The following is a 13,321-nucleotide window of genomic DNA, read 5'->3' as shown; positions in this document are numbered from 1 at the left end:
TTCCCGAAGGGTTCCCGCAATGGCTAAACTTGCCGTCATCGGCGCCGGCGCCATGGGCCTGGCCGCAGCATACTATGCCCTGAAGGCCGGCCATGAGGTGGAGGTCCACGAGGTCGACACCCAGCCCGGCGGCATGGCGGCGCATTTCGATTTCGGCGGCCTCAGCATCGAGCGCTACTACCACTTCATCTGCAAGTCGGACCAGCCGACCTTCGACCTGCTGGCGGAACTGGGCATCGCCGACACGCTGAAGTGGCGCACCACCTCCATGGGCTATTTCATCGACGGCAAGCATTACCGCTGGGGCGACCCGCTGGCCCTGCTGTCCTTCCCCCTGCTGGGCCCCATCGACAAGCTGCGCCTGGGCCTGCAGATGTTCCTGACCACCAAGGCCCGCGACTTCCAGTCCATCGAGCATCTGGACGCGGCCACCTGGTTCAAGCGCGGCGCCGGTGAGAAGCCGTTCAACGTGCTGTGGAAACGGCTGCTGGACCTGAAGTTCTTCGAATACGCCGACAACGTCTCCGCCAGCTGGATCGCCACCCGCATCCGCCGCATCGGCAATTCCCGCCAATCCCTGATGAAGGAGCAGCTGGGTTACCTGGAGGGCGGGTCGGAAACCCTGGTCCAGGCCCTGGCCGCGGCCATCAAGCAACACGGCGGCGGCCTGCATCTGGGCGCCAAGGTGGAGGAGATCGTGGCCGAAGGTGGCCGGGTGACGGGCGTGCGCACGGCGGAAGGCTTCTTCCCGGCCGACGCCGTCATCTCCACGGTTCCCACGCCATACGTGGCAGGCTTGGTGCCGGCCTTCACGAAAGCCACCAAGGACAAGTACGACGCCATCAAGAACATCGGCGTGGTCTGCGTCATGCTGAAGCTGAAGCGGCCGGTCACCCGGCACTTCTGGTTGAACGTGAATGACCCGACGATGGAGATCCCCGGCATCATCGAGTTCTCCAACCTGCGGCCCCTGCCCGACACGGTGGTTTACATTCCCTATTACATGCCGCACAGCCATCCCAAATGGGGCTGGACGGATGCGGATTTCGTGGCGGAAACGATGGCCTGCGTGCGCCGCCTGAATCCGGCCCTCACCGATGCCGACCTGATCGACACCCACGTCGGGCGCCTGCGCTACGCCCAGCCGGTGTGCGAGCCTGACTTCCTGGACAAACTGCCGCCGGTGAAGACGGAAATCGCCGGCCTGCAGGTGGCCGACACCTGTTACTACTATCCCGAGGACCGTGGCATCGCCGAAAGCATCCGCTTCGCCAAGCGTATGGTCGACGCGTTGTGATGGACAAGGCCATGACCAAGCCCCGGTCGCCCCTGGACCGCCTGCTGGCCAGCGAGTTCGCCCGCTTCCTGCTGGTGGGTGGATTCTCCGCCGGCGTCAACGTGGTGGCACGTTATCTGTTGAACCGCGTCATGCCCTTTGAGGTCGCGGTGCTGGTGGCCTATTTGTTCGGCATGGTGACGGCCTACCTGCTGTCCCGCCGCTTCGTGTTCGAGGCCTCAGGCCGCAAGGCGCACGAGGAGTTCATCCGCTTCTGCCTGGTCAACGCCGTGGCTGCGGCCCAGGTGTGGCTGGTCAGCGAGGGCCTGGCGCGGTTGGCGTTCCCCGCCTTGGGCCTCACCTGGCACGCGGAGGACATCGCCCACGTCATCGGCGTACTGTCACCCGTCGTGACCAGCTATTTTGGCCACCGTTACTTCTCGTTCCGCAAGTAACAAGGCCGGCCTATCGTCAGCCGCCATGCGCTCAAGGCGTGCCGGGCGCCACCTCATGCAGCGCACCCACGGCGGACCATTCACCCCAACCCGTCCCGTGATCGCGGAACACCAGGATCACCGCCTTGCCCATCGCCGCCTCCGGCAGTTCGATTTCCAGGGCCGTCCAGACGGTGGAGAGGATCAGCGGGTAGCTGCGCAACTCAGCTCCGGTCTCCGCATCCAGAAGCATGGCGACCTGGTTTTCCGCGTGCGGGCCGGTGACGACCGGGAAGGCGATCCGCGCCTTGGATACGGTGAACGGGCCGATCCGCATGTCGCCGACGTTGCTGTCGGCGCCACCCCAGGAGCCGTAGACGTCGCCGCCGCCAGGAAGTGGGCCAGCGGCGGCGTTCTGTCCATTCTTGGACCAGCCACCTGACAAGATCGGCCCCGTCGCGACGGGAACGTCATCGCCTAACGATGAGAGGGGCACGAAGCGGGAATGATTCTGCGGTGCCGCCTTCTCACCGATCAAGCAGACATGACGGCCCCCGGTCAAGCCATAAGCCCTTATCGGCGCGGCGGGGTCGGCCTTCAGGAAGCCGGTCCATCCGACCTTGTCGTGACTCACCACCGGCACGGCCGCGCGGACGTCCGGCCGTGGCCAGCCGCCGCCGGCGTAACCGATGACCGTACCCGTGGCGTCGGTGAAAAGAACGCGCTTCACCGCACCCCGCGCGCTCAGATCCCAAGCCCAGCCGGTCACCGACAGGCTAATCTTTCCATCGTTCGTCGACAGCGGTTCCATGACATCGATGGCGCCCAGACATTGGTCCGCCGGTGGCGCCGCCAGCCACGCCGGCTTCTGTCCCAGCAGGCGGTTGTCCGCATCGGCGAACATCGACAGATGGTGGTCCCGCATGAACGGCAGGTGTTGAACGATGACTTCCGCCACCGGGAACACGTTGCGATATGTGGCATCGTCGCGAACGTCGCTAAGAAAGGCGTCGCGTGCCTGCGCGGTGGTCAGCGCCTGGTTTGCCCCTTCCCGCCAGCCCCGCACATGACCTTTGACGGCGCAGAACATGAGGCCAGCCACCATCGCGACGCCAGCCAAGGCCAAGCCCGCGCCCAAACCGTCCCGCAGCCGTCGCAAGGGGCCCCAATAACAGATGTGCGCCATCCAGAAGACGGACACGGGGGTCACATAGCGGCCGGAGAAGGCTTGCTCCAACCCGAAGGTGATGCGCCCCAGGGCGGTCAGCATGGCCGTGCCCAGGACGAACAGGATCAGGGCCAGCAGGGCGACACGCGCCGGTGCCTCGTCCCAGGTACGTAAGGAACGGGCCAGGGCGGCCAGCGTCAGCAGCAGCCCGATCGCGCCCAGCAAAATGGCCCCTCGACTGCGCAGCGGTTCCGCCAATCCCAGGCATGTCACCAGATTACCCAGGTATCCGCTGAGGTAGGCCAGATAATCGAGCGGATGCGTTATGGAATAAAGATAGGGTGAATGCCCCTGCACCGGATGGAAGTTGAAGAAATAGCTGGCCGCCAGCAGCAGGGCCCATCCCGCTGTTGAAAACACGACGGCGCGTCCCGCCCGCAGCGCCAAAGCCATGGGAATGAGAAGGAAGGCGGCCAGAATGCCGTTGGATAGGGTGTAGGTGTCCACCAGGACCAGGAAGTAGGCCAAGCAGCGGGGCGCCATGGCGCCTCCGCCCCGCTGCGCCCGCTCAATGGAAACGCTGAACGCCAGGAAGGCGGCGGCGGCGGCGGCGACCGCGCCGAAAAACTGAACCTGGAACCCCCACAGGAAGTTTTCGCGCTGCGACAGCGAGAACAAAATGACGGTGGCGATTGCCGCAAGGCCCAGATAGACGCTTCGGTCTTTCTCCAGCTTTCGGTACAATGCCAAAATCGAGAATAATGTGCCCGCCACGATCAGCAGGTTGAATGTCAAATCAACCGTGTTGGTGTTATTCGCGATCAGATAGTCCAAGAAGAAAATCAGGCGCGGAAAAAATATGCGATGCTCGTTGTGTTGATCGAACAGTTCGCTGAACCGTAAACGGCCCTCGGCCAGCCGGCGCGTATAATCAAAGTCGGTCCACTGGTCCGACAAGGGCACAGCGCCGCCGAAACGAATCTGTGCGAGAATCGTCGTCAAAACGATTACCGCACAAAAAATCAGAAGGGATACGGTAATAAAAAGCCGAACAATTGACCCGATATTCGTCATTCCAGAGGAATATCTTTTGCGCAGGCCGCCCATCGCAACTGCCATATTTAATCCCGCCCGGGTCCTAAAATCGGTTAACGCGGCCAAGTTATCCAACACGCCGCCCTAAAGTTCAAGGCGCGGTGCTGCTGCGGACATCCATGTGCCGAAGCGCCCCTCATGACACGCCGGAACGCTTCCGACACGTCGGGTACGGATAAGGCTGTCGACCGGCCACGATGAAGCCGCCCTTTCCTTACGTTCTGGGGGCCGCGTCCTTACCGGCTGGGGGCGTGGGACTCGGGCACCCGCGCGTATCCTTACCGTTTGGGGGCGAGTTGCGGCACGGCGCGGCTTCAGGTGACGCCGAGGCGCGCCCGGCGCGCGACCTTACCGCCTGGGGGCGTGCAACTCCTTGGGTTTGCGGGAATCGGTGGACGTGTCCTTACCGTTTGGGGGCCATTCCCCACATCGGGGGCGCCTGTCACCCAAGGGAAAGCCTGCGTCATGCCCATTATGAGCAATTCCAGTCGGTTAGAGGACGACACGCCGTCAATCCTGGGCCTATTTCCGCCCCCGAGGGGTAAGGATGCTTTTCCCGGAACCCCCAAACGGTAAGGATGACGGACGATCCGTTCCCCCAGGCGGTAAGGATTCCCCCCAGGGGTAAGGACGGATGGAGTTCACAGTCTGCTCCCGCCCCAGGCTGTCGCCCCCTCCAGCGTGATTCGGGTGAAGGGTAACGGCGTTTCCTTACATCGCGAGTCGCGGTGACGATGGCTCACCCCATCCAACTGGGCCTTGCGTGCCCTTTTTACCCCCGAATTTGCCGGTCTTTTTAAGGTGTTCCCTTTCAAAAAGGATTCTAGCGTGTGCAAACCCTGACAAACCCTGGGGTTTTGCGACATTATGCTTACCAGCCGGGGGCAATATCCCTACCGGCGGGGGCGAGTCGCCTGCCGCCCCAGGGCGTAAGGGCACGGCCATGTTTCGCCCCCAGGCAGTAAGGAACTGGTGAATCAAGGGCTTCGACCCTTTCCTTACTTGCGGCCCATGTAAGGAAGCTCCTAAAGTGCCGCCATTCGTTCACGGGATGATGGCATGGCGCGCAAAAGCGATAAACCGGTCTTGAGGCCGTCAGCACCGACGGCCGACCGCTTGGTGTCGCCCGCGGCGGCCGCGACCAGGGATGCCCTTATGCCCTACCGGCCGCAGGACGTGGCCGGGCCGGGCATCGTCATCGACATGGACGGCGGCATGGACACCTCGGTCCCGGCGCTGGCGGAGGAGAACGCGCTGGGCCTGACGGCCAAGGTGGCGGCAGCGACGTTCGAGCGGGACGGCTACAAGCACCTGATCAAGGCGGCGGAGGCGGTCTATTCCTACCCCGCCAATGGCTCCCGCCTGTCCCTGCCGGCGCAGAAGATGCTGAACTTCATGATCCATCTGGCCGGCAGCCAGAACTTCGCCAACAAGCTCTACCGCCTGCCCAAGAAGGTCGTGCGCGGCAACCACAAGGGCAACGAGCGCATCTTCGACGCGGTGAAGGAGATTTACGAGTCCAGCCTGGTGGTCATCGGCCCCTTTCGTGGGCGCCGGTCGCGCGCCGAGCTGCGCATCCTCAGCAGCTATGTCCGGCCGGAGGAGGAGATCGAGAGCGACAGCGCCGACATCCACTTCCAGTTCACCGACGCCTTCCTGGAACTGCAGCGCGCGTCGAAGCTATGGGCGCGGCTGTCGGGCCCGGCCATGGTGAAGGTCACCAGCACCTACGCGCTGAAGCTCTATGAGATCGGCATGCAGCGCTACCAGATGGACTTCCCCTCGCTGGCGCTGGACATCGACACGTTACGCCGCCTGCTGAACGTGCCGGAGGGGGCGTACAAGGATTTCGGCATCCTGCGTACCCGCACCATCGACCGCGCCATCGCCGAGGTGAACCAGCTGGCACCCTTCCGTGTGGAAATGCCGGAGGCCAAGATGGTGCGCCGGGGCCGCAAGGTGGAAGAGGTCACGCTGGATTTCTTCGCCAAGGATGAGGACGAGGTGGCCGACACCTTCCTGGAGCGGGAGCGGCACAGCGTCGGCCGCCGGGCACGCCGCATCGGCAAGGTGGAGAAGCTGGAGCCGACGGCGATCGAGGCGGCCCCCCTGCCCGATGCCGACGACGCCAACGCCCTATGGGCCGCCGCCCGCCACGCTCTGCTGGCCAAGAACGTGCCCGCCCCCCTGCTGCGCGATCTGGAGGTGGAGCGCATCGAGGAGACGACGCGGGGTGAGCGCCGTCTGGTCCTGGTGGCGGGCCATCCCGCCACGGCGCAGACGGCGCGCATGAACCATGAACCCAGCATCCGCGGCGTCCTAGTCTCGCTGACCTCGGGCTCCATCACGGGGGTGGAAATCGTCGCGCCCCCGCGCCGTAAGGATAGAGCCCCGGACCCCGCCCCCACGGTGTAAGGATGGGCCGTTCCGTCCCCGGTTGCGACGTCGCAACCAGGTTCGTGATGTTGACGTAACACAACGGGACATGTTGACGCCGATCGCCCAAGATCTTTATGCTGCGCGCCAACATCTTGGGGTTCAACACGGAAGGGACACGCCATGGATGGCGCCGCACTGCGGATCGCGCGGGAAGCGCGGGGCGAAACCCAACAGACTTTCGCGGACTGGCTGAACGCCAGCCTGGGCCGTAAGTATGACAAGGGCCGTGTCAGCCGTTGGGAAACCGGTGGGGAGAAGATTCCACAGGCGGTCGTGGACCTGTTGACCCCCCGCCGCCGCGCCCGCCAGACCGCCACCATCATCGCCCTGTCGAACCAGAAGGGCGGTGTGGGTAAGACCAGCGCCTCGGTCAACATCTGCGCCGCGCTGGCCGCCATGGGCCAGCGCGTTCTGCTGGTGGATGCCGACCCGCAGGCCAGCGCCACGGTGCACTTGGGCATCAGCCAGGCCGACATGTCGGAGGCGGGCAAGACCACCTATCACGTCATGCTGAAGGACCAGGCGACGGGTCAGGCGGCCGTTCCGGTGTGCGACGGTCGCTTCCACCTGCTGCCCAGCACCATCCTGCTCTCGGCGGCGGAGACGGAGCTGATCGCCGAACCCATGGGCACCCTGGTGTTGCGCGAGCGGCTGGCCATGGTGCGCCGGGCCTATGACTACATCCTGATCGACTGTCCGCCGCACCTGGGCATGCTGACCCTGAACGCGCTCGCGGCGGCCGATGGCGTGCTGATCCCCGTGCAGACGGAGATGCTGGCCCTGATGGGCGTGCCGCTGCTGCTGGACACCATCAGCAAGGTGCGACGGCGTGGTAACCCGGACCTCAGCGTGATCGGGATCCTACCCACCATGTTCACCGCCCGGCACACCCAGGACCGCGCCACCCTGGCCGATCTGGAGACGCGCTTCGGCGGCGCCATCCGCATCTTCACGCCTGTGCCGCGCGCCACCATCTTCCCGCAATCCGTGGCCGCCGGGCAGCCCACCATCGATGTGGCGTCAGACCCGGCAACCGTGGCACCTTTCCGCGAGGTTGCCCAAGCCCTGCTTGAGGCGGATGGAGAGGACGTTGCCGATGTCGCGTAAACTGGCCCGCAGCAATCCCGCCCTGGCGGCGACGGCGGCCAGCCTGTTGCCCGCCACGGCCAAGCCGCTGAACAAGCTGTACGGCACGTCGGAGGATTTTCCGGAGCTGGTGGAACTGGATCTGGACCAGGTGCATCCAAACCCGGACCAGCCGCGCCGTCATTTCGATGAGGCCGCGCTGAAGGAACTGGCCGACAGCATCGGTGCCCAGGGCCTGATCCAGCCTATCGTCGTGCGCAAGCGGGTTGAGGGAGGCTATCTGATCGCCGCCGGTGAGCGCCGCTGGCGTGCCCACCGGTTGCTGGGCAAGGCCACCATCTTCGCCATCGTGACCCAGGGCGGGGTGGATGAGATCGCCCTGATCGAGAACCTGCAGCGCCAGGACCTGGATACGCTGGAGGTGGCCTGGAGCCTGAGTCGCCTGGGTGAAACCCACCGCTACACGCAGGACCAGCTGGCCGGTGCCGTCGGGCTCAGCAAGTCCGAGGTGTCGCGCCTGTTGGCCCTGGTGCGCCTGCCGGAGGGCATCTTGGCCGAATATCCCGAATACCGTGACCAGGTGAGCAAGAGCCATCTGTTCATCCTGGCTGATGCCGAGGATGATGCCGCCCGCCATCGCCTGTGGGCTCTGATCAAGGGGGGCGCGACCATCAAGGCCCTGCGCGCCGCCAACAAGCCGGCCGAGCCGTTGGCGCCGGCGCCCAAGGCGGCGCCGGCGGCCGGGCGCCTGATCACGCGCATGGAACGGGATCTGGCGCAGGTGTCGGTCGGCCCCAACGGCTTGGCGGCCAAGGATCGGGAGCGGCTGGAAAAGCTGCGCCAACGGTTGGATGAACTCCTCCGCTAATTGCGACGTCGCAATCGGCGCGTCAGCAGAACGCGAATTTGGCGATGAAGGGTGAGGGGGGCCGGCGGCAGATCGCGGGCCTGCCGCAGCGTGCCCCCAAGCGGTAAGGATGGCGCCAGATCCACCTTCGGCACGCCGATGCGCTGCGACAGATAGATGCCGGAATGGCCGCTGAAGGCGTAGGCGACAAAGCAGGCGACGGCGATATAGGGCGTGTGCGCGGCGCCGAACAGTTCAATGCCCATCAGGGTGCAGGCCAGCGGCGTGTTGGCGGCGGCGGCGAACAATCCCACGAAGCCCAGGCCGGCCAGCAGGTCGGTGGGGGCGTCCAGCACGCTGGACAAGGCGTGGCCCAAGGCGGCGCCGATGAAGAACAGGGGCGTGACCTCGCCACCTTTGAAGCCGGTGGCCAGCGTGATGATGGTGAACAGCGCCTTCCACAGCCAGCTGAGGGGACGATAGGGGACGGCTTGGAACAGGCCGGGCAGGGTGACCGCTCCGGGATCGGCCGACCAAACACCCAGGCCCAGATAGTCGCGTGTGCCCAGGATGAAGACCAAGGCGACCAGCAGCAGGCCACCCAGCACCGGTCGCAGCAGAGGGTGTGGGCAGAGCCGCCGCACCAGGGCGGCCGCGCTGTGCGAGGCCTCGGAAAAGACGAGGCCGCCCAGGCCGAAGACCACCGCCGCCAACGTCACCTTGACCAGCAGCCAGCCTTGCAGGTGAAAGCCGCCGTCGCCGGGGGCGATGGTATAGGCCGTATGCTCGATGCCCCAGGCGTGGCAGGTCCAGTCGCCCACCAGGGCGGCGATCAGGCAGGGCAGCAGCGCCTCATAGCGCACTTGGCCCAGGCTCAGAACCTCGAGCGCGAAGACGGCGCCGGCGACGGGCGTGCCGAACACGGCGCCGAAGCCGGCGGCCACCCCGGCCATCAACATCAGCCGCGTGTCGGCGGGGGACAGTCTGACCAGGCGGGTGAAACCGCTGGCGAGACTGCCGCCCAGCTGCACCGCCGTCCCCTCACGGCCGGCGGAACCGCCGAACAGATGGGTGGCGACGGTGCTGACCAGGATCAGCGGCGCCATCCGCAAAGGCACGCCAGCCCCGGGCGCATGGATTTGGTCCACGATCAGGTTGTTGCCACCGTCGGCCCGTCCGCCGAATTGGCCGTAGACCCAGACGATGGCGACGCCGGCCAGGGGCAGGGCATACAGCAGCTTGGGATGGTCGAAACGGGCCTGCGTGGCCCGGTCCAGACTCCACAGGAACAGGGCGCAGGCGCTGCCGATGACGGCGGCGACGGGGGCGGTGAGGCAGAGCCATTTCGACAGGGCACGCGTCTGCGCGGCCCACGAGGCCAACAGGCGACGGGGGATCATTGCTTGGGACCTGGAGCTAATGAAGTAAGGATAGGGCAAGGACATCGCGGACAGACTCCAACCGTCAGGTGGTGAAACACCGAAGGTAGGAATCATCAGCCCCGGAGCGGGGCGGTTCGGCCTTGGGGTGGCCAGGCAGGAATCCATTGCCGGGCACAGCTATTACGGAGCTTGGCGCCGCCTGTCAACATCCTGCCGCGCCAGTGCCGCCCGGCACCGATTCGCCAGCACTATCGAATCGGTCGTTGACGCCCGATTCGCTGAGCCGCGAGGCATGAAAAGAAAACTAAATGGCGCTTAGCTTGCGTTATGGACTCGAGTTGGTGGGACGTTCACAGGGTGCGGATTTTGTTCAGCAGGGCCAGCAACTGGGTCTGCTCCTCCGCCGTCAGCACGGCGGAGACCCTGGCTTCCTGCTCTTCCACCAGGCCTTCGGCGCGGACCAGCAGCTCCAGGCCGGCGTCGGACAGGCTCAACATCTGCACGCGGCGATCCTGGCGGCCGCGCACACGCTTCAGCAGGCCGCGGTTGGCGAGGCGGTCCACCAGATGGGCCATGTTGGGCGGCGCGATTTCAAGCACTTCACCTGCCTGGCGCTGGTTCACACCCTTGTTCACGCTGACCAGGCTCAGCAGCGAGAACTCGGCCAGGGTCAGCTGGCAGGGGGCCAGATGCTCCAGCACCAGGCGCCGCACCAGGGTTTCCGCCCGCGACAGGTTGAAGCCCACGAACCGCTCCAGCTTGGAGCAGTCCAGCGCCGTCTCCGCCTTGACCGTGGCCGGCAGGGCGTCGTCCAGGCCATCCTCGTCAGCGGTCAGGATATCGGTGGCGGGCGTGGTGTTCTTCAGGGCCGGCATGGGAGCGGTCTCAAAAAAGCGGTGCGGATTTTGAAACGATCGGTTCAGGGCCCTTATATCAGCCGGGGCGGCGGGGCCAATAGCGTTGGTGGAAGTATCCCGGTAATTGTCCTGATCGTCCAGGGGAACCACCTCCGCCGCCGGCAGCCTTGCCTCCCAGGGGCTATTTTAACGGCGCCGGCCATCCCCCAGGCGGTAAGGATGGCCGGCTGGAGGCCTGTCAGATGGGATAATGGCGGGGGCCGGTCTGGATGGTGACCCAGCGCAGTTCCGTGAACTCGGCCACGCCCCACTTGCCCCCGAAGCGGCCGTAGCCACTGCTTTTCACGCCGCCGAAGGGCATCTGCGCCTCATCGTGCACGGTGGGCCCGTTGATGTGGCAGATGCCGGATTCGATGCGCTGGGCCACTGTCAGGGCACGGGCGACGTCGCGGCTGAACACGGCCGCAGACAGGCCGTAGTCGCTGTCGTTGGCCACGCGGATGGCCTCCTCATCGCCATCCACGCGCATGACCGCGACCACCGGCCCGAAGGATTCCTCGGCATAGAGCTTCATTTCCCGCGTCACGCCATCCACCACGGTGGGCTGCATGATGGCGCCGTCGACCGTGCCGCCGGCGGCGATGCGGGCACCCTTGGCCACCGCGTCGTCCAGCAGGGCCTTGATGCGCTGGCCGGCCTGGGCGTTCACCAGGGCGCCGAGAATGGAACCCGGCGCGGCCGGGTCACCGGCGGTCAGCGTGCGGGCCTTGGCCGCCAGCTTGTCCACAAAGGCGTCGGCGACGCGGGCGTCCACCACCAGCCGCTCCGTGGACATGCAAATCTGGCCCTGGTTGAAGAAGCCGCCGAAGGCGGCAGCGGCGACCGCCGCGTCCAGGTCGGCGTCGTGCAGCACCAGCAGCGGCGCCTTGCCGCCCAGCTCCAGCAAGGCCGGCTTCAGGTGCTTGGCCGACAGCTGGGCGACGATGCGGCCCACGCCGGTGGATCCGGTGAAGTTCACCCGGCGCACGGCGGGGTTGGCGATCAACCGCTCCACGATCGCGGGCGCGTCGGCCGGGGCGTTGGTGATGACGTTCACGACGCCGTCGCCCAGGCCGGCCTCCGTCAGGATTTGGCCGATCAGGCGATGGGTGGCGGGGCACTGCTCGCTGGCCTTCAGCACCACGGTGTTGCCGCAGGCCAGCGGCGTGGCGATCGCGCGCGTGCCCAGGATGACGGGGGCATTCCAGGGGGCGATGCCCAGCACCACGCCGCAGGGCTGGCGCAGGGCCATGGCCAGGCTGCCGGGCACGTCGCTGGGGATGACCTCGCCATTGATCTGGGTGGTCATGGCCGCCGCCTCGCGCAGCATGTTGGCGGCCAGCATGGCGTTGAAGCCGTACCAGTTGGGCATGCCGCCAATCTCGGCCGCGCCGATGGCGATGAACTCCGGGGTGCGGGCGTCCATGAGGTCGGCGGCCTTCAGCAAGCGCTGACGCCGTTCCCCAGGGCTGAGCGCGGCCCAGGCGGGGAAGGCGGCCTGGGCCGCGGCCACGGCGGCATCGGCATCGGCCAGGGTGGCCGCCGCCGCCGTGGTCACGACCTTGCCGCTGACCGGGTTGGCGCGGGTGAAGGTGGCACCGCCGCTGGCGGGTGTGTCGCGGCCGCCGATCAGCAGGCCAATGGTGGTGATCGTCATGGGAACCCTCCCTCGGGTTTATCGTTGCCACCGTCGTCACACCCCAGGAGGTAAGGATACTTCCCCCGAGAGGTAAGGCGACGGCGCTTATCCTTACCGCCTGGGGGCGTTGTGGCCCCCGCCTATCAGCCGCCACGCTTATAGGTCTGCAGGCCGGGCTTGATGGCCTTGTCGTCCAGGAATTGCTTCAGGCCCTGTTCCCTGCCCTTTTCCGGGTCGCGCAACTGGGCCTGGTCCAGCTTGGCGTACAGGTAGTCCTCATTCTGCTCCCACGTCAGTTCGCGGCAGCGCTTGAAGCCGTTCTTGGCGGCGCGCAGCACCACCGGGTTCTTGGCCAGCAGGACCTGGGCCAGCCTGGCCACCTCGTCCCGCAGTTGATCGCGCGGCACGCTCTTGTTCACCAGGCCCAGCCGGGCGGCTTCCTGGCCGGTGAAGGTTTCACCCGTCATGATCAGGTGCAGGGCGGCGCGGTGGCCGATGGTGTCGGCCAGGGCCTTGCTGACCAGATTGCCCGGCGGGATGCCCCAGTTGATCTCCGACAGGCCGAACACCGCCTCATCGGCGCAGATGGCCAAGTCACAGGCCACCAACGGGGAAAAAGCGCCGCCGAAGCACCAGCCGTTGACCATGGCGATGGTGGGCTTGGCATAGAGGCGCAGCAGCCGCCATTGCCAGGTGGAAGCGTCGCGGCGCACCTTTTCCTGCAGTATTTCGGGGCCGGCGTCGGTCTCGCGGAAATATTCCTTCAGGTCCATGCCGGCCGTCCAGGCGTCGCCGGCGCCGGTCAGCACCACCACCTGGGCGTCCGCGTCCAATTCCAGCGTTTCCAGCACGTCGACCATGTCCCGGTTCAGGGTGGGGCTCATGGCGTTACGCTTGTCCGGGCGGTTGAGGGTGACCCAGGCGACACCGTCCACGACATCGACCAGCACGGTCTTCCAGCGATCCGCGTATTTGGACTGGGACATGGGCCTCAGGGCCTCCTCGACTGCATATTCCTTCATGGGCCAGGTCATGGCCGGCGATTAACTTATATAGAAT

General features: G+C 65.9%; 10 protein-coding genes and 1 riboswitch. Of the genes, 5 read left to right on the top strand and 5 right to left on the bottom strand.

Annotated features, from left to right (window positions below):
* The first annotated feature begins 19 nt into the window (after positions 1–19).
* Positions 20–1,297: an NAD(P)/FAD-dependent oxidoreductase gene (locus UAA55_RS03350; RefSeq protein WP_322951250.1), complete on the top strand. Its 1,278-nt coding sequence runs from the start codon at positions 20–22 to the stop codon at positions 1,295–1,297.
* Between the two features lie 11 nt (positions 1,298–1,308).
* Complete coding sequence (locus UAA55_RS03345) at positions 1,309–1,731, top strand: GtrA family protein (protein ID WP_322951249.1); 423 nt, start codon at positions 1,309–1,311, stop codon at positions 1,729–1,731.
* A gap of 31 nt (positions 1,732–1,762) precedes the next feature.
* Here UAA55_RS03345 and UAA55_RS03340 read toward each other — a convergent pair whose 3' ends face one another.
* Positions 1,763–3,997, bottom strand: coding sequence for a hypothetical protein (locus UAA55_RS03340; protein WP_322951248.1), 2,235 nt, complete (start codon positions 3,995–3,997; stop codon positions 1,763–1,765).
* 1,131 nt (positions 3,998–5,128) lie between these two features.
* Here UAA55_RS03340 and UAA55_RS03335 point away from each other — a divergent pair.
* The 3 genes from UAA55_RS03335 to UAA55_RS03325 all read left to right on the top strand — a co-directional run bounded on the left by UAA55_RS03335 (position 5,129) and on the right by UAA55_RS03325 (position 8,366).
* Positions 5,129–6,388 (top strand): replication initiation protein, encoded by a 1,260-nt coding sequence (locus tag UAA55_RS03335; RefSeq protein ID WP_322951247.1) that lies wholly within the window; start codon positions 5,129–5,131, stop codon positions 6,386–6,388.
* A gap of 144 nt (positions 6,389–6,532) precedes the next feature.
* The gene (locus UAA55_RS03330) at positions 6,533–7,519 is read left to right on the top strand and encodes an AAA family ATPase (RefSeq protein WP_322951246.1); all 987 of its coding nucleotides are present in this window, start codon (positions 6,533–6,535) and stop codon (positions 7,517–7,519) included.
* On the top strand, positions 7,509–8,366 hold the full coding sequence (locus UAA55_RS03325) for a ParB/RepB/Spo0J family partition protein (protein WP_322951245.1): 858 nt from the start codon (positions 7,509–7,511) through the stop codon (positions 8,364–8,366). Before UAA55_RS03330 ends, UAA55_RS03325 begins: the two co-directional genes overlap by 11 nt.
* Here the strand turns inward: UAA55_RS03325 and UAA55_RS03320 are convergent.
* The 4 genes from UAA55_RS03320 to UAA55_RS03305 form a co-directional block, all read right to left on the bottom strand.
* On the bottom strand, positions 8,363–9,745 hold the full coding sequence (locus UAA55_RS03320; protein ID WP_322951244.1) for a voltage-gated chloride channel family protein: 1,383 nt from the start codon (positions 9,743–9,745) through the stop codon (positions 8,363–8,365). The genes UAA55_RS03325 and UAA55_RS03320 overlap by 4 nt on opposite strands.
* A 79-nt stretch (positions 9,746–9,824) precedes the next feature.
* Positions 9,825–9,905: riboswitch (Fluoride riboswitch) on the bottom strand.
* A gap of 172 nt (positions 9,906–10,077) precedes the next feature.
* Positions 10,078–10,602 carry a MarR family winged helix-turn-helix transcriptional regulator gene (locus tag UAA55_RS03315; RefSeq protein ID WP_322951243.1) on the bottom strand — a complete coding sequence of 175 codons (525 nt, stop codon included), beginning with the start codon at positions 10,600–10,602 and terminating at the stop codon, positions 10,078–10,080.
* Between the two features lie 220 nt (positions 10,603–10,822).
* A complete protein-coding gene (locus UAA55_RS03310) occupies positions 10,823–12,280 on the bottom strand; it encodes an aldehyde dehydrogenase (RefSeq protein ID WP_322951242.1) in 1,458 nt (485 codons plus the stop codon).
* Between the two features lie 125 nt (positions 12,281–12,405).
* The gene (locus tag UAA55_RS03305; RefSeq protein WP_322951241.1) at positions 12,406–13,248 is read right to left on the bottom strand and encodes a p-hydroxycinnamoyl CoA hydratase/lyase; all 843 of its coding nucleotides are present in this window, start codon (positions 13,246–13,248) and stop codon (positions 12,406–12,408) included.
* Between the last annotated feature and the right edge of the window lie 73 nt (positions 13,249–13,321).

Source organism: Nitrospirillum guanabarense (assembly GCF_034653355.1).
Classification (GTDB): Bacteria; Pseudomonadota; Alphaproteobacteria; order Azospirillales; family Azospirillaceae; genus Nitrospirillum.
This window is presented reverse-complemented; position numbering and strand designations above follow the sequence as displayed.

Bases quoted from the DNA above. Each gene is read 5' to 3' on its own strand.
- UAA55_RS03350 (WP_322951250.1), top strand. From the start codon at position 20: ATGGCTAAACTTGCCGTCATCGGCGCCGGCGCCATGGGCCTGGCCGCA.
- UAA55_RS03345 (WP_322951249.1), top strand. From the start codon at position 1,309: ATGACCAAGCCCCGGTCGCCCCTGGACCGCCTGCTGGCCAGCGAGTTC.
- UAA55_RS03340 (WP_322951248.1), bottom strand. From the start codon at position 3,997: ATGGCAGTTGCGATGGGCGGCCTGCGCAAAAGATATTCCTCTGGAATG.
- UAA55_RS03335 (WP_322951247.1), top strand. From the start codon at position 5,129: ATGCCCTACCGGCCGCAGGACGTGGCCGGGCCGGGCATCGTCATCGAC.
- UAA55_RS03330 (WP_322951246.1), top strand. From the start codon at position 6,533: ATGGATGGCGCCGCACTGCGGATCGCGCGGGAAGCGCGGGGCGAAACC.
- UAA55_RS03325 (WP_322951245.1), top strand. From the start codon at position 7,509: ATGTCGCGTAAACTGGCCCGCAGCAATCCCGCCCTGGCGGCGACGGCG.
- UAA55_RS03320 (WP_322951244.1), bottom strand. From the start codon at position 9,745: ATGATCCCCCGTCGCCTGTTGGCCTCGTGGGCCGCGCAGACGCGTGCC.
- UAA55_RS03315 (WP_322951243.1), bottom strand. From the start codon at position 10,602: ATGCCGGCCCTGAAGAACACCACGCCCGCCACCGATATCCTGACCGCT.
- UAA55_RS03310 (WP_322951242.1), bottom strand. From the start codon at position 12,280: ATGACGATCACCACCATTGGCCTGCTGATCGGCGGCCGCGACACACCC.
- UAA55_RS03305 (WP_322951241.1), bottom strand. From the start codon at position 13,248: ATGTCCCAGTCCAAATACGCGGATCGCTGGAAGACCGTGCTGGTCGAT.